The 22641-nt window shown below is 59.7% G+C and carries 23 protein-coding genes; all 23 read right to left on the bottom strand.

Annotated elements, in window-relative coordinates; genetic code table 11:
- Positions 1-8 precede the first annotated feature (8 nt).
- On the bottom strand, positions 9-1175 hold the full coding sequence (locus ACQY1K_RS02720) for a carbohydrate ABC transporter permease (protein ID WP_430258236.1): 1167 nt from the start codon (positions 1173-1175) through the stop codon (positions 9-11).
- A gap of 1 nt (position 1176) precedes the next feature.
- Positions 1177-2190 (bottom strand): carbohydrate ABC transporter permease, encoded by a 1014-nt coding sequence (locus tag ACQY1K_RS02715; protein ID WP_062453780.1) that lies wholly within the window; start codon positions 2188-2190, stop codon positions 1177-1179.
- Positions 2191-2343: 153 nt separating this feature from the next.
- Entirely contained in the window at positions 2344-3705 is a 1362-nt protein-coding gene (locus tag ACQY1K_RS02710; protein WP_430258235.1) for an ABC transporter substrate-binding protein, read from the bottom strand.
- A gap of 112 nt (positions 3706-3817) precedes the next feature.
- The gene (gene folD / locus ACQY1K_RS02705; RefSeq protein WP_430258234.1) at positions 3818-4717 is read right to left on the bottom strand and encodes a bifunctional methylenetetrahydrofolate dehydrogenase/methenyltetrahydrofolate cyclohydrolase FolD; all 900 of its coding nucleotides are present in this window, start codon (positions 4715-4717) and stop codon (positions 3818-3820) included.
- A 129-nt stretch (positions 4718-4846) separates the two neighbouring features.
- Positions 4847-6688: a hypothetical protein gene (locus ACQY1K_RS02700; protein ID WP_430258233.1), complete on the bottom strand. Its 1842-nt coding sequence runs from the start codon at positions 6686-6688 to the stop codon at positions 4847-4849.
- 83 nt (positions 6689-6771) lie between these two features.
- Entirely contained in the window at positions 6772-7365 is a 594-nt protein-coding gene (locus ACQY1K_RS02695; protein WP_430258232.1) for a hypothetical protein, read from the bottom strand.
- Between the two features lie 145 nt (positions 7366-7510).
- A complete protein-coding gene (locus tag ACQY1K_RS02690) occupies positions 7511-8047 on the bottom strand; it encodes a hypothetical protein (protein WP_430258231.1) in 537 nt (178 codons plus the stop codon).
- Positions 8047-8412 (bottom strand): hypothetical protein, encoded by a 366-nt coding sequence (locus ACQY1K_RS02685; protein ID WP_062453786.1) that lies wholly within the window; start codon positions 8410-8412, stop codon positions 8047-8049. Before ACQY1K_RS02685 ends, ACQY1K_RS02690 begins: the two co-directional genes overlap by 1 nt.
- Before the next feature lie 19 nt (positions 8413-8431).
- Complete coding sequence (locus tag ACQY1K_RS02680) at positions 8432-9004, bottom strand: rod-binding protein (RefSeq protein ID WP_062579116.1); 573 nt, start codon at positions 9002-9004, stop codon at positions 8432-8434.
- 30 nt (positions 9005-9034) lie between these two features.
- Entirely contained in the window at positions 9035-9454 is a 420-nt protein-coding gene (locus ACQY1K_RS02675) for a hypothetical protein (protein WP_062453788.1), read from the bottom strand.
- Positions 9455-9478: 24 nt separating this feature from the next.
- Positions 9479-10231, bottom strand: coding sequence for a flagellar biosynthetic protein FliR (gene fliR, locus ACQY1K_RS02670; RefSeq protein WP_430258230.1), 753 nt, complete (start codon positions 10229-10231; stop codon positions 9479-9481).
- On the bottom strand, positions 10228-12312 hold the full coding sequence (gene flhA, locus ACQY1K_RS02665) for a flagellar biosynthesis protein FlhA (RefSeq protein WP_062454866.1): 2085 nt from the start codon (positions 12310-12312) through the stop codon (positions 10228-10230). Before flhA ends, fliR begins: the two co-directional genes overlap by 4 nt.
- Before the next feature lie 193 nt (positions 12313-12505).
- Positions 12506-12772 (bottom strand): flagellar biosynthesis protein FliQ, encoded by a 267-nt coding sequence (gene fliQ, locus ACQY1K_RS02660; RefSeq protein WP_062454868.1) that lies wholly within the window; start codon positions 12770-12772, stop codon positions 12506-12508.
- Positions 12773-12928: 156 nt separating this feature from the next.
- Positions 12929-13360: a flagellar hook assembly protein FlgD gene (gene flgD / locus ACQY1K_RS02655; RefSeq protein WP_062453790.1), complete on the bottom strand. Its 432-nt coding sequence runs from the start codon at positions 13358-13360 to the stop codon at positions 12929-12931.
- Positions 13351-13800: a flagellar biosynthesis repressor FlbT gene (gene flbT, locus ACQY1K_RS02650; RefSeq protein WP_062453791.1), complete on the bottom strand. Its 450-nt coding sequence runs from the start codon at positions 13798-13800 to the stop codon at positions 13351-13353. Before flbT ends, flgD begins: the two co-directional genes overlap by 10 nt.
- Positions 13797-14144 carry a flagellar biosynthesis regulator FlaF gene (flaF, locus tag ACQY1K_RS02645; protein WP_062453792.1) on the bottom strand — a complete coding sequence of 116 codons (348 nt, stop codon included), beginning with the start codon at positions 14142-14144 and terminating at the stop codon, positions 13797-13799. The genes flbT and flaF overlap by 4 nt, the downstream gene beginning before the upstream one ends.
- Before the next feature lie 48 nt (positions 14145-14192).
- The gene (locus ACQY1K_RS02640; RefSeq protein WP_092661200.1) at positions 14193-15221 is read right to left on the bottom strand and encodes a flagellar hook-associated family protein; all 1029 of its coding nucleotides are present in this window, start codon (positions 15219-15221) and stop codon (positions 14193-14195) included.
- A gap of 3 nt (positions 15222-15224) precedes the next feature.
- Positions 15225-16664 carry a flagellar hook-associated protein FlgK gene (gene flgK / locus ACQY1K_RS02635; RefSeq protein WP_062453794.1) on the bottom strand — a complete coding sequence of 480 codons (1440 nt, stop codon included), beginning with the start codon at positions 16662-16664 and terminating at the stop codon, positions 15225-15227.
- Positions 16665-16680: 16 nt separating this feature from the next.
- Positions 16681-17949 carry a flagellar hook protein FlgE gene (locus ACQY1K_RS02630; protein ID WP_062579112.1) on the bottom strand — a complete coding sequence of 423 codons (1269 nt, stop codon included), beginning with the start codon at positions 17947-17949 and terminating at the stop codon, positions 16681-16683.
- Positions 17950-18128: 179 nt separating this feature from the next.
- Complete coding sequence (locus ACQY1K_RS02625) at positions 18129-18800, bottom strand: response regulator transcription factor (protein WP_062579110.1); 672 nt, start codon at positions 18798-18800, stop codon at positions 18129-18131.
- Positions 18801-19071: 271 nt separating this feature from the next.
- Positions 19072-19587 (bottom strand): transglycosylase SLT domain-containing protein, encoded by a 516-nt coding sequence (locus ACQY1K_RS02620; RefSeq protein WP_430258882.1) that lies wholly within the window; start codon positions 19585-19587, stop codon positions 19072-19074.
- 169 nt (positions 19588-19756) lie between these two features.
- Positions 19757-21364: a flagellar hook-length control protein FliK gene (locus ACQY1K_RS02615; RefSeq protein WP_174195625.1), complete on the bottom strand. Its 1608-nt coding sequence runs from the start codon at positions 21362-21364 to the stop codon at positions 19757-19759.
- Positions 21361-22638: a chemotaxis protein gene (locus tag ACQY1K_RS02610; protein ID WP_113166213.1), complete on the bottom strand. Its 1278-nt coding sequence runs from the start codon at positions 22636-22638 to the stop codon at positions 21361-21363. Before ACQY1K_RS02610 ends, ACQY1K_RS02615 begins: the two co-directional genes overlap by 4 nt.
- Positions 22639-22641 lie beyond the last annotated feature (3 nt).

Raw genomic sequence — 22641 nt, 5'->3', positions numbered from 1 at the left:
CACAGACATCATCCGCCCTTGACCGACCCGGCGAGCAGGCCGCGGACGAGGTATCGCTGCAGTGCAAAAAAAACGATAATCGGGACGATGATGGTTATGAAGGCCGAAGCGGTGAGAATTTCCCATTTGCCGCCCATCGACCCCAACAGCGCGTTGAGAGAGCCGGTCAGGACCAGTTGATCCTTGCCGGTACCGAGAAATACCATGGCGACGAGAAGGTCGTTCCACGTCCACAGGAACTGGAAGATCGAGAAGGAGGCGAGTGCCGGAAACGACAGCGGAAGGACGATCTTGACGAATATCTCGAAATCGCTGGCGCCATCGACACGGGCGGATTCGATGATCTCCTTGGGCAGACCTGCAATGTAGTTTCGCAGGAGATAGATCGCGAGCGGCATGCCGAAGGCCGCATGCGCAAGCCATATCCCGACATAGGAGCGCGACGACACGCCGAACAGGTTGCCGATGTCGTTATAGAGCGTCAGCAACGGGATCAACGTCATCTGCAGCGGCACGACGATCAGCCCGACCACGAGCGCGATGATCAGCGACCGGCCGGGAAACTGCATCCAAGACAGGGCATAGGCTGCGAAGGCTGCGATCAGGATCGGGATGATGGTGGCGGGTATTGCGACCGTCAGCGAATTGATAAAGGACTGGCCGATGCCGGCGGACGTCAGTACCGTGCGGTAATTGTTGAGGGTGAAGTTCGGCGGTTGGGTGATCGAGAGATAGATGCGCTTGCCGCGCTTGTCGTCGAATGGGCCGCTCTTCACGTAGGAATAGCTGCCATCCGTGTTGACGGTGAGCTTCTCGCCGTCTCCCAGATCCGCTTCCTTGCCGGCCTCGAATTCTGTCGGTGCAGCGACCCTGGTGCCGAAGGCGACCACACTGCCGCTCTTGACGTCGCCGCCATCGAAGACGGAGCCTGATATGTTGTAGTTGGGGCCGTCCTGCCGGGCGCTTGCGGGATCGCCAAGGCGTGCGGCGCTGGTTTCAGCAGCACCCGTCAGCGCCGTCCACCAGCCCGAGGAGGTGATCTGGCCGGCATCGCGGAACGAGGTGACGAGGATGCCGAGCGTCGGGATCAGCCAGATGATGCAGATGATCAGAACCGAGGCATGCAGGATCAGTCTTGGAACGCCGATGCGGCGAAGGCTTGCGACAGCGCTCATCTCAATGGTCTCCCATGTCGCGGTTCGCCTGACGGATGTTCCAGATCATGATCGGCGTCACCGCCGCCATGATGACCAGCGCGATGACGGCACTTCGGCCGCTGTCGCCGCCGCCGCGGAACATCCAGTCGAACATCAGGTTGGCAAGCACCATCGTGTTCCACTGACCGTTGGTCATGGTCAGAACGATATCGAACACCTTGAGGACGAGAATAGTGATCGTGGTCCAGACCACTGCGATCGTGCCCCAGATCTGCGGCACCATGATTTTCCAGAAGATCTGCCAGCCATTGGCGCCGTCGATGACGGCTGCCTCGACGGTTTCCTCAGGAATCCCGCGTAGCGCTGCCGACAGGATGACCATCGCAAAACCGGTCTGGATCCAGATCAGGATCGCCATCAGAAAGAAGTTGTTCCAGAAGGGCAGCGAGATCCACACCTGCGGATCGCCGCCGATTGCCCGGACGATCGCGTTCAAGAGGCCGATCTGCGTTTCGTTGCCGCCACGGAATTCGTAGATGAATTTCCAGATCACCGAAGCGCCGACGAACGAGATCGCCATCGGCATGAAGATCAGGCTCTTGGCGAGATTTCCCCACCAGATACGGTCTGTGAGCACCGCGATGACCAGGCCGAGGAAGGTGCAGGCTGCCGGCACGACGGCGAGCCAGAGGATGTTGTTGAAGATCGACTGGCGGAACTGCGCGTCGAAGAAGGCCCAGCGGTAATTGGCAAAGCCGACGAAATTGCCGCCGGAACGATCGTAGAAGGACAGGATGAAGGTCGCGATGACGGGATAGACGAGATAGACCGCGAGCAGCAGGAGTGCGGGTCCGAGAAACAGCCAGGGGCGGATCGTGGCTCTGCGGTTGAGATTGGCCGAAGCCTTGCGGGCATCGCCTTCCGGCACCGGAAGTGCCGCTGATAGCAGCTTGTCGGAAAGCCAGTAGTAGAGCGCGCAGGCAAAAACGCCGGCAACGACGACACCCATGGCAGATGCAATCTGAGCTAACATAGGCCCTCCCCCTTTTCTGCAGTGCTAAGCAGGTCTTCCGTCGTCATATCCGGGAAATGCCAACCCTGGAAATGCCCCTCGCCCCCGCATCCACCCTTCTCCCTGTGGTCGAGGGAGAAGAGCAGTCGCGAGCACAGCCTTCGACGTGAATGACTATTTCTGGCCGTCCCAGGCCTTCTGGATATCGCCGCCCACAGCCTTTGCATCCTTGCCGCCGACATAGTCGATCATGCCGGTCCAGAAGGCGCCGGCACCGATCTTGCCGGGCATCATGTCGGATGCATCGAAGCGGAAGGTGGTGGCGGTGGTCAGCAGTTCGCCCTGCTTGCGCAGTGTGTCGTTGGCATAGGCTTCCGTCTTGGCGCCCTTGAACGGCGTGAGGAAGGAGGCTTGCGCCATCCAGACTTCATGGGCGATCGGCGTCTTCAGGAATTCGATGAAGGCCTTTGCCGCAGGAGAATCCTTGGTGATGGCAAACATCGTGCCGGCACCGAGGACCGGGGTGCCGAGTTCAGGCTTGGAGGCATAGGTCGGCAGGTAGAAGAAGTCCGCATCGACGCCCAGTTCCTTGTCCGCAGGGAAGAAGGATGGCACGAAGGAGGCCTGGTGATGCATGTAGCACTTCGGCGGGATGTCGAAGAGGCCCTTCGGGCTGTCGCGGAAGTCGGTCGAGGCGACCGCTGCAACGCCGCCCGCGACGTATTTGTCATTGCGGGCGAACTTGCCGAATTCCTCGATGGCGCCAACCACTGCCGGATCGTCGAACTTGATCTCGTTCGACACCCACTTGTCATAGGTTTCAGCCGACGACGTCCGCAGCATCATGTCCTCGACCCAGTCAGTCGCAGGCCAGCCAGTCGCGCCGCCCGATCCGAGACCGATGCACCACGGCACGCCGCCATCCTCGACGATCTGGTCGGAGAGCTTGATCAGGTCTTCCATCGTCTTTGGGACTTCGTAACCGGCTTCCTCGAAATTCTCCGGCACGAACCACACGAGCGATTTCAGGTCGGCCTTGAACGGGAAACCGAAATAGGCCTCTTTGCCGTCCTTGCCCTTGTAGGTCCCGTAGCGGATCCAGTCCTCGCCGGAGCCGTAGTTGGTCTTGATCCAGTCGGCATTTTCCTGGCCGAGCGGCGTCAGAAAGCCCTTGGTCGCGAGATCGGCCAGAAGACCCGGCTGCGGGATGATGGCAATGTTGGGCGGCGAGCCTGCCTGGGTATCGATGACGATCTGCTGCTCGTAGTTCTCGGACGACGAGTATTTACCGTTCGCACCCGTCGCGGCATTGAAATAGGCGAGCACGCTGTTGAACAGCACCTCGTCCTCACCACGCCAGGGACCGAACAGGGTCAGGCTCTGGCCCTTCAGGTCACCATGCGCGGATTTGAAATCCTCGTAGCTTTTCCAGTTGAACTTGGCATCTTCGCCGGGCGCGAACTTCAGTTCCTGCGCACCTGCGGCACCAGCCAGCAGTGCGACGAAAGCCGTGCCGATCCAAAACGATTTCTTCATCAAAATATCCTCCCCTTTGAAGCGTAATCTACAGGGGGATTTAAGGCAGAGCCAGAGGTTTCAAGGGCGCCAGTGCAAGCAAAACGCCTTGAATGTGATGAATGGTCCGAAATCAGAACTTTGGCGCAGGCAGCCCGGCGGCGCGATGGGCGGCGATTACGGTGTTGGCCATCAGCATGGCGATGGTCATCGGACCGACGCCGCCTGGAACCGGCGTGATGGCTGCGGCGACCTCTGAGGCCTCGTCAAAAGCAACGTCGCCGACGAGACGGGTCTTGCCCTCGCCCTTTTCCGGTGCCGGCACCCGGTTGATGCCGACATCGATCACGGTCGCGCCGGGCTTGACCCAATCCGCCTTGACCATTTCGGGCCGACCGACGGCGGCAACCAGGATATCGGCGTTGCGGCAGACGGCGGCGAGATCCTTCGTCTTCGAATGCGCCATGGTGACGGTGGCGTTTGCGGCCAGAAGCAACAGGCCCATCGGCTTGCCGAACAGGTTGGACCGGCCGATGACCACGGCGTTCAACCCGGACAGGTCTTCGCCATGGATGCGCTTGACCAGCAGCATGGAGCCGGCCGGCGTGCAGGAGATCATGCCTGTCGTCAGGTCACCGGTGGCGATCTTGCCGGCATTGGCGATGTTGAGGCCGTCGACATCCTTTTCCGGCAGGATGGACTGGATCACCGGCTCCTGATCGAGATGTCTCGGAAGCGGCAGCTGGACGAGAATGCCATGGATCGCCGGATCGGCGTTGAGCGTATCGACGAGAGACTGAAGCGCCTCCTGCGTCGTCTCTTCCGACAACGTGTGCTGGATCGAGTTGAAGCCGCACTGCTTCGCCATCCGGCTCTTGGAGCTGACATAGGCGTGGCTGGCCGGATCGTTGCCGACGATGACGACTGCGAGGCCGGGCTTTGCGCCGCCGGCCCGTTCGAGACTTTCCGCTGCCTCCGTGACTGCCGAAATGACCGATGCTGCCGCCTGCTTGCCGTCGATTACCGTGACCACGTGCCATCTCCCGTTGACCGAACAGATCTAAGCCGGAGGCTACTGCCCGAACTGGCTCACCTGCGCCTAATGCTGTCGGGAGCAAACAAAAGCAAGGTCAAATCTTGATCCGGGTGACCCGTGCCTGCCCTATCGTCCCGACGCGGTGCGCAGTTCGGAATAGCTCTGCACGCGGTCGCGCAGTTCTATCATTTCCTGTCGCAGAAGCTGCAATTCCTCGATCGCCCGGCGATCCTCATGCGAGAGTTCGGAATAGGCAAGCTCTTCCTCCCGCATCGCATGCCGGTGCGGATCCGAAATTGCGACCGCGAGAAGCGGTGGAACGGCGGCCTGATCGTAGGGCTGTCTGTTTGCCATCAGCAGTTCGCGAAGCTGTGCGGACAGCGGTAGACCATTGGCGGCCTCGCGCTCCTCCATTTCGTGTCTGTAATCCTCGGACACGGCATCGGTCTCGACGTCCTGCGCCCAGGCGTCGGAGCCCGCACCGTGGTCATATTCGTAGGCGGCTGCGATCTCTTCGGACTCATCGGTAAGATCCAGATCGGCGGCCCAACGCGCATCCATCGGCAGCGCGGCGATGTCCTCGACATCGTCCCGCAGGATCGGATCGGCCTCGTCGTGCTCAATATCGACGTGCGCGACCTGCGGCTCCGGCGACGAACGGCGTCCCATCAATATTGCGCCGGCAGCGCCGAGAAGCAGGCCAGCCATGCCGCCGAGCCCGCTCAGCGCGTACCAGGGCAGGCCGAGCCAGACGGTCGCCGGTGCTTCGTTGGGGGTGACGGTCAGAGGCTTTGAGATCTGCACCCGTGGGGCGGCGACCAGCTTGGAAGAACCGGGGCTGTTGAACCGGCCGCTTGAGTAATTGTCGCGCGCTTCCGCAACGGCCGTTTCCAGCCCTGAGAGCGCTGCGATCTCGTCAGACACCGTCTTGTCTGCGGAAAGCTGTTTCAGCTTGGCGCGAAGTTCCGCAAGCTGCGCGGCGGCATGCAGCTGCTGGCTGTTCAGCGACTTCACCAGTTGCTTCAACGCGTCCTGGATCGAGAGGCGCGCCTGTGCAAGCACTGCTTCGGCTGCCTGGAAACGCGGATGAAGCGGGCCGAGATCGCTGGAAAGCTGATCGACGGCAAGCTGTGCTTCCACATGCCGCTGGCGCTGATATTCGAGGCCGGTATAGTCCAGACTGTCCGGCAAAGGCTTGTTCAGAACGTCGGCGACCTTCATGGCGGAGGCCTGGCTCAGCCTGTCTTTCAGAGCGACGAGATCGCTCTCGGCCTGCTCGACATCGCGGCTCAGGTCGCGCATTTCGGAGGCCCGGCTTTTCAGTTCGGCAACCTTGTCCTTGCCGGTTCGGCTGACAAACCCTGAAAGCGCCGCTTCTGCGCGGCCAAGCGTGTCGCGAAGGGCTTCGACGGCCGGGTCGCGGCCATCGAACGCGCCGACAGACAACGCTGTCGGCACGGCATTGCCCAGCATGCCGACGATCTGGCGAGCCTCTTCAGGCTTTCCGGCCGTCGCCGCAATGCGCAGATCCGTGCTGCTTTGGTCGTATGAAATGGTGATTGCGCGGGTCAGGCGGTCGCGCAGACCCGCTTCGTCCTGCAGGGTCGTCGTCCCGGTGCCGGACAGGATTTCGTAGAGAAGGCCGGTCACGCTCTGGGGTTCGGTCGCAAAACTGCTGTCCTTGCCAAGGTTCAGGGCATGGATGAGATTGTCGATCGTGGTTCTGGCGAGAAGCTGCCCCGTCGCAGCAGATACGGTCTGCTCACTGACTGCCCCGACCTTCAGCTGCGTCTGGGCGGTAAACGTCGCATCGCTGCTGCCGAGGAGGACGAGCGGCGCCACGCCTCCGAGAGCCGTCATCAGACCGATCCCGAGCAGCGCGGACGGGAGTGCACGCCGCGCCGGGAGGTTGTCCCGGGCGCTATCCTCGAGCAGGCTGTCGGGCTTTTCGATCTCAGAATTATCCATGGAAAGACCGTCTTGTTTCGCGGGCAGCACCGAAGCGCTCCGATTTTCTTAATACAGTCTAAATTTCCATGGCAAAGAAAGCGTTAACGACGCGAAATCTGACCCGGCAGCCGGAAGAGATCATCGTTTGCGGCAATCGTCAGAGCTGCGGAGGCAATGGCCGGCAGATGGACGAGGCGATCGAGATCCTGTGGACGGCGAAGATCGGCGATCACGAGATCAAAGCCGCCTTCGAGAACCGACGACGGATCGACAGTCTCGAAACGGTGCCAGGGCGCATGGCGGGAGAACGCGGTGCGCAGCGGCTTGAGAACCGCCACGTCGTTGCCAACCAGGCCAATGCGGCGGTTCTTCTCGGAAAATGTCAGGAACGCCGGGACGAAGGCCGACGCGGTGAAGCGGTCACGCAGGCCGGGGCCGAACAGGCGTGCCGATATGCCGGCCAGACGTACGCTGCCACGAACGGGAAGCCGCGCGCGCGCAACGCTCTCACCCGTTTCCGAAAGGGTCCGATATTCGACGAGACCGCGTGAAAACGTTATGGTCGACGATGGATGTGGATCGTTGAGCATAGCCTCCGCACGCTCGAATGCGGCAGTCCAGCTCAGCTCTTCGATGCCGTTGCCCAGACCGTGCGGGACTGCCTTGAAGGCGTTGATGTGTACCGAGGCGTTCACGTGTGCTCTCCGCTCGAAAATCCAGTCGTCCTGGACCCTAGCGGAAAGTGCTGAACCGGCTTTGAAGCCAACCGTTAAAATGCGAGCGATGTGTCGAAAAGACATGGCCGTTGAAACGGCATGCCTGATCCGCAGCGACGACTGCCTAGTGCGACGGAGCTGCCGCCGGTGCCTCGACCTTGACGCCCTCGACGATTTTCTGGGCCGGAACGGGGTTACTGCCGCGTCTCGCCGTGTTCGTGTCGATCGTCTCCTTCGACATGTAGTCGAGCTGTTCGATCAACACGTTGGCGACGACCGTATCGCCGAGCTTGGCGTTGATGCCGTCCTTGATCTTCGTGCGGAAGCTTTCCGGATCGAAGGTGCCGACGCTTTTCAGGTCGATCATCTTTTCGCCCATCAGAAGCGAGAACAGTTGGTCCGTCAGAACGACTTCCATCGGAAGCTGAACGTGCTTGGACTTCATGCTGTCGACCGAAAGCGAGATGCGGCCAAGGAAATAGCCCTGAACCGTACCATTGTTGATGACCGGCAGGCTGACCGGGTTGCCTCGCACGATCGTGGTCACGACCGCGGCTTCCGCCTCGGTCGCCACGGGCGCCTTCGACATCTGCGCAGAGACATACACGCCACCGATCGTGGCGATGCAGACCCAGAGCCCGATCAGCAGAACCTTGATCATCAGGACGTGCCGAACCGGAACTGATGTTCCGAATAGGTGCCGTCGGCGTCCATGTCCTTGACGGCGTTCTTGAGGATGTCGGCAACGGCGCGGACGGCCTCGAGATGCGCTTCGACGCGCTGGGCGTTGAGCTTCAGCTTCTTCTTCAGGCCCTGCAACTGACCAAGATAAGGTGCCGACGTTTCCTTGACGTCCGGCCCGCGGAACAGGGTCGTCAGTTCATAGAGGCAGCGGCTCTTGTGGGCGTTCGACACTTTGAGGTCGAAGCCGGAGTCGCGGCCGATCCGATCATTCTCGTTATCGATGATCATCTCAAGACGGGAGAGCACGGTCTTGATGCGGTAGTCAGTGGAAACGACGTCCATATCAACCTTCTAATGTTAATTAATTTGATTTCTTGGCTGCGCCGGCGTTTTCCGACGGAGACAGGATCTGCCGCTGGAAATCAGTGATCATGCCCACCGCCATCTGGCGATCGCCTTCATCGGTCTTGGCATTCGGTGCCGTGCCACGTGCATGCTGAACCGACTGCGAGAATAGTTTTTCGGCAATACCGAAACCGCCCTGCTTGGAGACGGCATCAGCAATCTGTTCCGCCATCATGCCCTTCCAGAAATCGCCGGCGGAACCCTTGCCGAAGACTTCTTCGCTCTCGGATGGAAGCATGTTCTGGATAAACGTGGAGGCAACGCTTGCCTCGAACTTCCGGTAGGTCTCCGGAATATCCTTGTGGCGCGAAACACGGACGTTTTCGACCGTGGCGTCGGACCCGGCGGACTCTGCGGACTTGGCAGTCTGGCTTACGGCCTGGGCGAAACCCACACCGTTGGAGGCCAGCATGACCGATTGCGCCGTTGCTTCGTTTGCCTTCAGCTTTTCACGTGCGGCCTGAAGCAGGCCCGGATCTGCGGCCTGGACAACATCCAGGACAAGATCGCTCGGGGGGGAAATAGCCAATTCCAGTTCCTCATTATTTAGCGAACTGGATCATCCCTTATCAAGCTTGCTGGAAGCTGGTGTGGAGACCATCAGGCCGAGATCAACGAGATCGTACATGCGCTCGTCCTCGGCAAGCCGGCCTTCCAGCTCCTTTGCGTCGCCCATGCGCTCCTCGAGCCTATCGCCCTTGGTCTTTTCGCGCAGGACCCGCTGTTCCTGCGCCTTCTGCTGGGCAACGATCTGCTGGCTTCGCGAAAACAGGCGTGTCAGCCGGTCGGCGTAATTCTTGGAGAACTGCTGGTGTACGGGATCGGTCGAGGACAGCGCATCAACAGTCGTGTCGATGGATTGATCGATTTCCGCCTTGCGCTGCACCGTGGTGCTGAGCTCGAACTCGGCGAGCTTTTCTAGCTGGCGCTGGACATCGACCAGACGCCGCAGCTTGTCGGATTTCTTGTTGCCTGCCACGCGCGTCCTCCTTGGAAGCCTTGCCTACAGCCCGGTGAATACAAGCGGAAACCCGCGCACGAATTCCTCGATCATGGAGGCGATGCCGAGATAGAGCAGGAAGATACCACCCATCAGCGCATACGGCGTCGAGATGAAGTAGACCGGGATCTGCGGCGCCATCTTGTTGATCATTCCGACAGCGACGTTGAACATGATGCCGTAGACGAGGAAGGGGCTCATCAGCCTCAGGACGATCATGAACGTGGCCGACAACGTATCCGTCAGAGTGATCAGGATGCGCCGCGGATTGAGACCTTCGGCGAGCGGGATTGTCGTGTATGAATCGACCAGCGACCTGATGACGATGTGATGGAAGTTCAGCATAAACAGGACAAGCAGGCCGGACAGAGTCAGAAGACTGGTCAGCTGGCTTTCCGACGAATCTTCCAGCACGTCGGATCCGGGCGGACCGCTGAAGGAGATCGACATGGCGATGGCGGCGCCGGCAAACTGCAGACCCGACGCATAAAGGCGGGCGATCAGGCCGAACACGGCCCCGACGAGGGTTTCAGACGCAATCAGCAGGCCGAGACCCGCAGCGTCACCGGAAACCCTGGGGTAGATCGTGTCCCAGACCATCGGCAGCACCGCCATGGACAGCGCCACCGATAGAAACAGCCGGACTTCCATGGGCAATCTGGCAGACGAGAACCCGGGCATGATCATGATGCAGCCGCCGATTCGGCAGAATGCAAGAAAGAGAGCGATGATCGTGCCCTGCGGGTCCGTTATCATGAGATCGATCCAAGTACCTTGATCTCGGTGCCCTTTGCCAGCTCGACATGCGACAGGACGGGAAGAGTTGCGAACAGCCGCTCGATGATCATGCGCACATAAGAGCGTGTCTCCGGCGACGTGACAAGTACGAAGGGCATGCCCTTGTCCATGTATTCACGGATGACTTTGCCCGCCTGTTCGCTGAATTCCTCGAGCGAGCGCGGATCGATGTCGAAATCGATGATGTCGCCCTTGGGATCGCGCTTGATCGCCTGATGGAACAGAAGATCCCATTTGGAGCCGAGACGCAGGACGCGCAGGATGCCGTTGTCGGCAAGATCGCCGCAGATCTGCTGGGCCATGCGGACGCGCACGTGCTCGACGAGCTGCTCGGTCTTGCGGACATGCGGCGCGAGTTCGGCGAGGGCCTCGAGAATGAGGTGCAGGTTGCGGATCGAGACGCGTTCGGCGAGCAGAAGCTTCAGAACCGCCTGCAGTCCCGAGTAGGACATGTGCGACGAGCACATCTCATCGGCCAGCTTCTTGTATTCCGGATCGAGACGCTCGATGAGGATCTTGACGTCCTTGTAGGATAGAAGCTGCGGCAGGTTGTTGCGGATGACTTCGCTGACATGGGTCAGAAGCACCGAGACGTTGTCGATCGGGTGGAAACCCTCGCGCTTCAGATCCTCGACGAAATGCTCCAGCACCGAGACGGCCGGCATGCCGAACGTGGGTTCGCGAACCTCGTCGCCGGGAACCGACGGCTTGCGATCCTTTCCGACTATGACGAGGACTTCGCCCAGTCGCAGCGTGCTGCTGGCGACCGTCGTTCCGTGGATGCGGATCTGGTAGGACTTTTCCGGGATCTGGATATCGTCGACAACCTTGATTTCCGGCACGACGAACCCGTATTGCGTGGCAAACCGCTTGCGCATCTTGCCGACGCGGAACCCGAGTTCCTGGTGGGCGCCGAGAAGACGCGGCGAGACCTGCTTGCCGAGCGCCAGTTCGATTTCTGCCGTCTTGAGGACGTTCTTGACCGAATCCTTTTCCGATTCGCGGTTCTCGACGACCTTCTTCTCCTCGCTTTCGCGCACCCTCTGGTTCTCGGCTTCGATCTGCCTCGGAATGACCCAGCCGGCACCGGCGAGAAGGAATGCAAGCGTCATGAACGGCATGAACGGCAGGCCGGGCACCAGTGCCAAGGTCGCCATCATGCCGGCTGCGACCCACAGCGCGCGAGGATAGCCGCTCAGCTGGCCGATAACGGCTACGTCGGTGGAACCCTGGGTACCGCCGCGGGTGACGATCAGGCCGGCTGCGAGCGAAACGATCAGCGCCGGAACCTGTGACACGATACCATCGCCGACCGACAGCTTGACGAAGACGTCGGCGGCTTCGCCGATTTCCATGCCGTGACGGAAGTACCCGATGATGATGCCGCCGAACACGTTGATCGTGGTGATCAGCAGGCCGGCGACCGCGTCACCGCGTACGAATTTGGAGGCACCGTCCATGGCGCCGAAGAACGAGCTTTCTTCTTCCAGCTCGCGGCGGCGCAGCTGCGCCTCCTTCTCGTCGATGATGCCGGCTGACAGATCGGCATCGATCGACATCTGCTTGCCGGGAATGGCGTCGAGGGTGAAGCGCGCGCCGACTTCGGCGATACGCGTCGCACCCTTGGTGATGACGATGAAGTTGACGACGATCAGGATCAGGAAGACGATCAGACCGATCACGAAATCGCCGGACATGACGAGGTTCGCGAAACCCGCGATCACGCCGCCGGCGGCGGTATGGCCTTCGTGGCCGTGCGAAAGAATGACGCGGGTGGTGGCGATATTGAGCGCCAGCCGGATCATCGTCGCGATCAGAAGGATCGTCGGGAAGGACGAGAAGTCCAGCGGCCGCTGGATCCACAGCGCCACCATCAGGATCAGAACGGAAAAGGCGATCGAAAACGCCAACCCGATATCGATCATGAAGACCGGCACCGGCAGGAACAGGATGCACAGGATGGCCATGATACCGACGGCAAAGCCGATATCGCGGCCATTCGGCGCGGCCTTCACGGGGGTAATGGACGTCTTCGTCATTGCCATATGCGGTATCTCTTCATGAGATTAGAAAGGCGCGTGCTGCGCCCATGGATCGCGCAAAAAGCAAGACATGATAATGCCCGGACCTGTTGCGACAGATCCCTTCTAGGCAGCGAAGCTTGTGTGAGGGTGTCCGCCATCATCGCAGGCGAAGCGTGCGAGCAAGCCTCGCAGCCTTGGCAGCCGTGCGCTAGAAACCGGACTGGACGCGCGAAAAGACGAGATCGGTGAAAAGCGAGATCTGGCCGCCGATGAAGGGAGCAGCAATCCCGAGCGCCAGCATGACGGCGACGATCTTGGGCACGAATGTCAGTGTCATTTCCTGGATCTGCGTCAGCGCCTGAATGAGCGCCACGACCATGCCGACAATCATCGCGGTCAGCACTGCCGGGCTTGAGGCGATGAGAATCGTCCATATCGCCGAGTGCATCATGTCGAGAGCATCGGCTTCATTCATTGCAGGATCATCCGGGGCATTGGTGTCGTGGCCATCATCATCTGGCGCGAATCGCATGCGGATGATGACAGCCACCGACCGCCAATGCAATTGAGCGACCGGTACTGCCCCCGGCAAAACCGCAGGCTCGCCTGCAATTTCAGGAATTCAGTCGGATCAGGACTCCGAGGACTTCGTCGCAGATATCGTGATGCCGTCGCCGATCGTGATCTCCTTGCCAGCATCGGTCGTTGCAACCAGACCGTCAGAGGTGACTTCGATCGATTCGACCACACCGCTGGTCTTGCCATCACTGCTGGTGATCGTCTTGCCGATATAGGACGAGGCGTTGGACAGCGACGACTGTGCGATCAGGCTTTCCAGGTTGGTGTTCGTCTGGATCGACTGTTCGACCTGCGAGAAGGTTGCCAGCTGCGAGATCTGTTCGCTAGCATCCAGCGGATCGGTCGGATCCTGGTTCTGCATCTGGGCGATCAGAAGCTGCAGGAAAGCGTCGTAATCGAGCGAAGCGCTTGCCGCAGCGGATGAAGCCTTCGACGAACTCGTTGCAGTCGTCGAGGTTGCGGACGATACCGTATCTACTGCCATAGCCCCATCTCCTTGCGCAGACCGGCGATAGCAGCCGGCGCGACTTCCTTGCTGTTCAGGATGCGCTCTTCGACAGGATAGAGCGCGCGGATTGCCTTCAGTGCTTCAAAAGCGCGATCGGAGGCAACAAGCGCATCGATCTGCTTGAGCTCGTCGATGATTTCCGGATTGCGGAAGCATGCGAGCAGCATCATGACCGACCGGCGGAACATGGTCACGGCCTGGTCCTTGCCTTCCGGATTGATCAGCATCATCTGTGCGATGAAGTACAGCTGACGAAGCGGGGTCGTCGTATCCTCGGGCTGGAGAACATGGTTTTCCAGCAGAAACGTAACGTTGTTGAGGAATTCGAGAGAAACCTTGCGATCAACACGCAGGACTGCGCCGTTGATGAAGATCTTTTCGCCGGACTTCAGCGAGATACGCAGTGTGCTTTTCATCTTAGGCCATCCCTGATGATGGTAGTCACGTCGATAATGCCCTGGTAATTGTCGGACTGCTTTTTACGAATGCGTTCGCATTCCTTCAGTATCCAAAGGGCGATGGAGATCAGCTTTGCGCGCAGCTCGATGCCGAGCTCGTTGTCGGGCTGGTTGAGGTCTTCGATAAACCGGGTCCAGACCCTGCGCGTATAATGGATGGCCTCGACGGCCTCGCGTCCATAATGCGATTTGTTCGGGACTGCAGAGAGGAGCTCAATGGAGCGGGCCAGAACCTGGCGTTCTCTCTCTCTAGCGCTTGCGAGGTCATCCTTGATTACCTCGGCATACGCAAACTGGAACATGCTTGCTTCCTTCATGTTGCAAACCAAATGCCGCGGGGCAACTACCCATTATAGATAGTTGACGAGGCTCAGTCCCTGGATCTTGGAGGTGATGGTGTATGAGGTCTCTACTTGCGTCAACAACGTGTTGAGACGCACCGAAGCATCATAAGTATCCACGCCGACGAGATCTGTCAGTTGGGTGTTGATGATATCCATTTGCGCCGACATGGCGGTATTGGCCTTTTCGACGCGCTCCTGGGAAAGACCCATGGAAGAGCGCTCAGCATCGATGCCGGACACCGATAGGCCGGCAAGATTGGTAACGGTCGCGTTGACCTTGTTCAGTGCATCGGCGGACAGGCCCGCCGTTGCCAACTGGGACGTGATCAGGCTGCCGAGAACGAGGTTCTTGAAGCCATCGGCATTCAGGCTCGTCGAAGTGGTGACGGTCTCAGACGTGCTGACACGACCGGTCATTTTGGTGTCGGACGCGTTTGTCCAGCCGGACCAGTCGAAGGACGACGTATAGTCGTCGAGGAAGGTCGCCATCTGGCTGGACGATATATCCGATGCGCTGGAGATACCGTTGGCCGACATGAAGCTCGAAAACTGCGTGTTGAAGTCGTCCGTAAGGTCGGTGATGAAGCTGTCGTCCAGAGGTGCGGCATCGGTGTTGATGCCGGAAAACAGATACTCGCCATTGACCGAGACGTTTGCGTAGCTGACGAAATTCTCGAGCACGGACGTCGCCGTATCGGCAGAAACCTGCAAGCTCGTCTTGTCGCTGCTTCCGGAGAGCGCGACCAGTGAATCCAGCAGCGTCTGGCCGGAGTCGGACATCTGCTCCATCGCAAGCTGCGAGGAATCCATTCGCTGATTGGTCAGCGAATTGGAATCGATGATTGCCTGCAGCCGTGATGACTCGCGGCCGTAATCGAGGCTTGCAGACGTCCGCGTACCGAGTTCCAGACCCGTATCCGCATAGGTACCGTTGACCGATTCCTTCTGCAGTTTGGCGATCTCGGTCTGCGAGTTCTGTACGGTCAGCTGCATTGTCTGGCTGACGGACAGGGTTGAGATGGATGTCGTCTTCATGACTTAGTTCGCAGCCTCCATCAGCGCCGCCAGCATCTCGTCGATGGTCGACAAGAGCTTTGAGGCCGCCTTGTAGGATTGTTCGACATCGAGGAGGAGGATCAGTTCCTCGTCGAGATTGACGCCCGTTGCGTTGGAATAGGCCTCGGTTGAACGCGACAGCATGGCCGTCGTGGTTTCCGCAGCATTTGTGGCTCCGCTCCGGTATTCCTCGACCCAGCCGACAGAATCCGTTGAGTAATCCAGCAATGTGGCCTTGTCGCCGATCTTGGCGGCAGGATCAAATTCCATGGAAGTCTCGAAGCCCGAGACATATTCGCTGAGCAACGTGGAAAAGCCGCTCGCGCTTTCGGTGTTGACACTGGCACCCGAAATCGAGCCGTCCCTGAGCTTGGTGGGGTCGGCGACCGCCTCGGCATTGACCGTGATGATCCCAGCCAGGCCGGTGATGATCTCAGCCGTTTCGAAATCGACTTCGTCGCCTGTGGTCGTCGTGAAAAGACCGGCGATCTGGCTTGCGCCATCTGTTTCGGAAAACAGGGAAATCAGGCCGCGGGCGATTTCGTCGAGCTGGTCCTGGTACGTTGGATAGACCTCGTCACGCAGCTGGACGAGTGCCTGAAGCGACCCTTGCGCCGTCGTGTCGCTGCTCTGGCCGGCTTTCAGCTCCACGCCGTCGATATAGACTGCGCCGCCGACCGTCGTTGCATCGTAACCGGCAGTCGAATCGAACGTTACAGGCCGTGCCGTGCTTTCGAACAGCGTGATGCCGCCATTCGTATAGATCGACATGTCGTTGTTGTCGCGCGTCGCGGTGCTGATACCGACGATGCCGGAAATCTGCTTGAGCAGGCTTTCGCGGGTATCGAGAGCATTGTTGCCGTCGGTGCCGGCCGCAGCCGCCGTCACAACCGCCTTGTTGGCCTGCTCGAACTGCGCAAGCAGCTTATTGAGCTTGTCAACCTGGCCGGAAATCTGGGCGTCGGTGCCAGCGCGAAGCTGCTGCACTTCGGTGGTGCTGGTATTGAGAGCCGTCGCAACATCGACCGCCGAGTTGACCGCAGCCGAAGCCAGCGTCACGTCTCCGGGGGTCGCCGCGTAGGTCTGCAGCGCGTCCCGCAGTTCGGACAGTGCCGTGGACGGAGCAAGCGAATACCCGTCCCCGCCCATGATTGTGTAGACGGATTCCAGTCCGGCCAGCAATGTCTGCTGTCCCGCATCGTCGGCCGTAGACGAGAGTGTCTGCTTCAGCAGCGCGGCGTCTTCCGTCCGCGCTGTCTGAACGGTCGTGGCACCGGTATAGGCGTTCGTGACAGTCGCTGCGGAACGGCGGTTGTAATCGCTGTTCCCGACGTTTTGAACGTTTGTCGACAACACCCCCGTCTGCGTGGCGGTGTTGTTCAAGATATTCTTTGTCGTACTCAGTGCCGATGCGAGTGACATCGCTTAACTCCTGAAACTACCGGACCAGATTAATCAGTACGTCCATCAGATCGGAACCGGTCTGGAACACTTTGGAATTGGCGCTATAGCTGCGCTGCGCTTCGATCATCTCGGTCAGTTCGTTGGCCAGATCGACGTTGGAGGTTTCGAGCGCGCCCGAAACGATCTCGCCAAATCCACTGGAGCCGGCAAAGCCGAGGGTGACCACGCCGGAGCTACTCGTCGTGCGGTAGACGTTGCCGGAGGAGACTTCGAGGTTGTCGGGGCTTTCGACCGTCGCCATGGCGATCTGGTACAGCGACTTCGACGAACCGTCCGCATAGACCGCGTTGATCGTGCCGTCAGATTCGATCTTGACGCTGGAGATGGAGCTCGGCGCGCTGCCGTTGACGCTGCCGCTCGAGATGTTCGACTTGGCCGACAGCTGCGTCATGCCGGCGAGATCGAACTTGATCCCGTTGACCGTGACAGAAAGCTCCTCGGCACCGTCAACTGTTTCAAGCTTGCCGGACGAATTAAACGCGAGCGACAGGTTGGCGAGTTCGCCATCACCGCCATAAGGGAAGCTGCCGGTGCCGGTCGTGCTTGCGTCAGCTGCGTTATAGACGCTGAGCTGCCATTCGCCTGCAGCCGTCTTCGAGAAATAGAAGTCGTAGACGATCGGGTTGCCGAGGCTGTCGTAGCTGGTCAGCGACGTCTTCAGCGTGCTGTCCATGTCGACGTCGACATCTTCGGTGTTGTCGGCCGGCAGGTCGGCGGCGACGACATCGGACGCGCTGTTGAGGTTGCCGGAGAGCGACCCGGAGGTCGACGCGACCGCACTCAGTTCCGAGCCGCCGACATTGATCGGGACCAGGCCGTCATAGCTGTTGACGACGGTCGTCGGGGTTCCGGAATCGTAGGAGTAACCGAGGAGCGTATAGCCTGCAGAGTTGACCAGGTTGCCCTGCTCGTTCGGCGTAAAATCGCCGGAACGGGTCAGAAAGGTCTCGCCCGCTGAATTCTGTACGACGAAAAATCCGTCGCCCTGGATGGCAAGATCGGATCCTGACGTGGTGTATTCGAGAGCACCCTGCTCAGAAATCGAATACTTCACGCTGGTTTCGACACCACCGGAATTGTATGAGCCGGCCGTCGATGGCAGCACTAGCGACGCAAACTGCGTGGACGACTTTTTGTAGGCAGTCGTCGACGAGTTAGCAATGTTATCGCCAACGGTGCCCAAACGGTTTGCCTGCGCATTCATGCCCGATACGGCGGTTTTCATAGTTCCGAAAAGGCTCATAGCAATCCTCGTTGCACTTAGGCTTATGACTTTAGGGGATGGGCCTTGCGTGAAGCTGTCTGCGTGCTGGCATCGAGCGCTGATCTGCGTCGAAGTCGAGGGCCCTATCTGTCTGACAAAAATGACAAATCGAGCACGCAAAAAAAATGGCACCTCATATTTGGGTGCCATTTTCAGTGTCAGTTCCAGTCGATGCAGTATCCTAGGAACCGCTTCGAATCGATGGGATCGAAGCCCAGTTTCTTGCGAAGCTTCTTGCGAAGCTTGCTGATGTGGCTTTCGACCACGTTCTCTTCGACGTCCTCGTCGAACACGCCGTAGATGGCGTTGAAGATCTGCGACTTGGAAACACGACGGCCGCGATTGGCAATCAAGTATTCCAGGATGCGGCGTTCGCGCCGTGGAAGTGCAAACGCTTCGCCTTCGACTTCCGGATCGCGGCCATCGGAGAAAACCCGGATCGCGCCGATGTCGGTGTGATTGGCAACCGCGTTCAGGCGGCGGCGGATAGCCGCTGCCCGTGCCAGAATTTCCCTTGGATGAACCGGCTTGCGCACCACATCGTCGACACCGCAGTCGAAAAGCGCAAGCGTGGATTCCAGGGACGGCTGATCGCTGACAGCGATTACCGGTGCACTGCTGCGTCCACGGATTGCCCGTGGCAAATCATGGATCAGGTCGCCCTGACCAATCAAAAACGCCTCGATTGCAGCAATATCGGCTTCCGCTGCCGAATTCACCCAATCTGTAAATTCTTCCGGATCAAACCCGGTAGAAGGAACGCCTTCGCGCCCAAACAAAGACGTGTAACCGTCTTTCACTATTTCTCGTTCATCAACCACTACGATCATTCGTCCGCCTCCGAATCAATATCGCATCTCAGTGAGAGAGTGATACGAATCGTCAGGAATCTGGGCAACTAGAGGAAGTAACAGGGGCTTGCTAATAATTGATTAACCATGTTGCGCCGATTTGGTACTAGATCTAGTAGAAAAAGGGTGGCCTTCGCATAATGCGCGGTGGAAAATTAATTTTTGAGAAAATGCTCACTTGAAAACGCAGTTTGAACGCATTCTCTCATCGGCAGCCGTAAACAGATATTAGATTTCACTAATTTCTATTTCAGGTTGCGCTCTGACCGCAAAAATTCGTCGCGTTCCGCGTCCATTTTCCGAAGTCGGTGGCAACAAGATTGGCGATCACCCGGCACACATAGCGCTGCTGCGCCGGATTGTTGTTGGGACCGGCATGATATCTGGCGACTGCCATCGTCCATGTCTCGTGCTTGTCGTGCAGCCGTTTCAGAAATAGCGCCGCATATTCGACGTTCTTTCTCGGGTCGAGCATGTCCGGAACCGAGGCAAACTCCTCGCCATGGAAGTGGTGATTGATCTGCATGCAGCCGAGATCGATCAGCTTGGCGCCCGTGCTCTTCGCCTGGGTAAAGAGCTGCATCGCCTCCTGCACAGACGACGCGAAATAGGCCTTGCCTTCGATATTCAGCGCATAGGGACTGAGCGATCCCTTGCGTCCGGTCTCTGTCAGTCCCACCGAGTAAAGGATGCCTTCAGGGACGCCGTATTTGCGCGCTGCGGCCTGGATCTGGGCCTCGCAGATGCTGACCTGTTCCGAGGTGATCTTGCCGTTTCCAGCCTGGTCAGTCCCTGGCTGGGCGGTTCGGGCCTGATCGCGCCGCTGCGGCGCGCCGGCGCGCTTCTGCGTCCCCGGCTGCGCGGCGTTGGGCACGTCTGCCTGCTGAAGAGGCTGCTGGGTGGCGTAGAGCTGCCAGGCGCGGGTTTCGAGCGCGCTACAGGTAAATGTCGCCAGTGCCAGTGCTGCCGATGTCAGTTTCAACGACAGTCTCATTGCGCTTCTCCATGTCGTTGCGATTGCTGTCGTTGGAGCGGCCACCCTGAGCCTGTCCCTGCTGGCGGGCTGCCTCGCCGTCACGGGCGAGCTGCTGCTGTGTCTGGGCGCCGCTGCCGCCCTGCTGCTGGTCTGCAGACGAGTTCGAGCTGTCGGTCGACGGCGCCATGCTGACGGTCACCTGGTCGACGTTGAAGCCCTGGGCCCGCAAGGCATCGAGCATCGGCTTGCTGTCGTCGCTGAGCTCGCGATAGGCCATGCTGCTGTGGACGGTAAGATGGATGCTCAGCTGATCTCCCACCAGCCGCATATGCGCGGTCACGGTACCGAGATTGTCGGGCGTCAGCTGGAGCTTGAGCGTATTGACCACGCTGCCGGTGCCGGATGTGCGGGTCGGATCGGTCAGCGCGGAAGACGGCTGCATGGCCGCGGTCCATTCCCTGTTGCTGGAGGCAGCACTCAAAAGATTGCTGGCATTTTCGCCGACGCCAAAGCCGAGATAGCGCCGCGAGTCGAGAACCGTGACGGTTTCGGTGTTGGCTGTGCCTGGAAGGCTGTCCTGCAGGTCGGATCCGCCGTCCGCGCCTGTGACGATCGACAGGCTGACAGCCGCAATCGCATCTCCGGCTTTCTGGAAGCGGTAGGATTTAACGTCTGTCTGGGGTTCTGCCTCGCCCGTATCGAGGAAATCGAACGACGTGGCAGCATCCGTGTCGTCGGACGGCATGCTGGCGTCCGTCTTATCGTTCGACATCCCCGTCTCGGTCACGGAGATCATGGCCGACAGTGCGGCTATATCCGCGGACTGGGCCGGGTTACCGGTCTCGACGCTGGCCGTCAGATTGAGCAGTGCCGCTGTTGAGAGTGCAGCCGTTGAATCTGGCACAGCGGTCGCGAGGGCCGCTCCTTGGCTTTCATCGTCCGGCACGTCTTTCGAAAGCACACCGGCGATCTTCGCCTTTCCATCGTCGGCAGCAACAGTCGTGACGCGTTTGGTTGCAGTAGCAACCAACTGGGTAACGTCGATCTGGCCGCCGGCCTTGTCCGGGCTACGGGTCTGTTTGATGTTGCCTGTTTGGTTGAGGCTGTCACTCTGGTCCTGACCCGGAATCTCTTCCGGCAAGGCTTGTCCGACGAGCTCTTCTTTGACCGCTTCGTCTACAGACAGCGCCGGAACCGGCTGTCCGACCGGGTGCGGCACGTCCACCTGCGGGGCTGCGACTGGAAGCTCGGCTGCAGCCTGGACCAGCGTTGCAACGGATGGAGCAGCGGTATCCGCAGGTTCCGCCGGCTTGAAGTTTGCGGCAAGCGACGTCAGGTCGGTAAGCGTCTTGAAGCGGGAACTGCCGAGCGAAATCTTTCCCGTTCCGGATCCGTCTTCGGCAACCGCCGTGCCGTTCTCTGTCGATTTCCCGGCATCGGCGTCCGCGTCTGTCAGCACCTGGGCAAATTCGCCGGCTTCGCCGTTCTGCGGCGATGCCTTTCCGAAAAGAGTCCCGACCTGCCCGTCTGATACTGCCTTAACCGAAGCGCCTGCTACGTTCGTCATTCATATGCCTCATCGCTGAGCAGGTCGTCGATCTGCTTCAGCTTCATTCTGTTCTGCTCTACATAGGTCTGGAGGCTTGCCTCCATTTCCGGGTTCTCGGTCTTTGCTGCGGGCTTGGCCACAGAGGTGGTCGGTGCCGGCGCCGAAGGAATGGTGGCGGACGCCGTCGCAGCCTGACCCGCTTCGCCCGCGGGCATCACCACCGGCTCTGACGATACGCTCGACGTTTCGGGTGCCATCAGGATCTGTTCGACGACCTTTTGCGCCGCTGCACGCAGGTTCCTGTCGCGTTCGGAAAGCGCGCCATCGGGGATCTGCGACAGACTCTTTGCCGCTTCCACAACGTTACTGGACGAAATGCTGGCAAGATCGCCATACAGCTGCCCGATCGCATTGTTCTCCGAACCGGGACTGGGGGAGAGACGTTCCGCGTTCAATGCCGCAAAGCGAGCCAGATCCTTGTTGCCCGCGAGCAAGGCGCGCCTGGATACCCGGAGGTAGAACTCGTGCGCGCGCGGATCGTCCATCATTGAGACGACGTCGGTCCAGCGGCTCCGGTCACCCTTGCCGTCATCGTCAGTGGCAAGTTGCACGAACATGTCGATAAACTGGCTGGCATAGGGAGAATAGAGAAAACGACGGACGTATTTCGCCGCCAGATCGAAGCCCCTGCCCGGCTCCGTCGGTAGGATCACGGCGAGCGACCGTCTGAGCGCTGCCTCTTCCAGATTGGTCCCGGGTGCGAGCAGCCGAACCTGATCGAAATAGCCGATCGCCTTGGCGGGGTCGGCATTCGCCGTGATGTTGCCGGCGACGAGCGCCAGATAGGGGCCAACCGGGCTTGTGCCATACTCCTTGACCAACCCCTCGAATGCAGCGACCGCCGTCAGGCCCTGCCCCTGGAAATAGCGACGGAGAACGCGCGCCAACCGGCCATCGAATTCACCGTCGACATCGCGTGCCGCAAGAAAATCCAGCGTCTGCGGATTGCCGCCACTCATGGCGAATACGAAAACCGCATCGACGTTGCGGGGATCCTTGAACACATCAGGTGATGCCGTGCGTAGCCGCTGATCGAGTGTCTTGAGAAGGAAGCGCTGCATTTCGTTGGCGGAATGATCGCCCGCGACGATCGCGTCCTGCAGATATTGCAGGGACCGGATCATCTTGTATGGCTCAAGATCCTCACTGGCCACGGCGTTGCCCGCAGCGGCGAGAAAAACCCCGGCGACCAGTGAGCGCAGCAAGTTATGGCGATCGCGCGAACGCATCATCTC

The organism is Neorhizobium sp. IRS_2294, assembly GCF_050500145.1.
GTDB classification, from domain to species: domain Bacteria; phylum Pseudomonadota; class Alphaproteobacteria; order Rhizobiales; family Rhizobiaceae; genus Neorhizobium; species Neorhizobium soli.
The sequence above is the reverse complement of the archived record's forward strand: the minus strand, read 5'-3'. Positions and strand labels throughout refer to the sequence as shown.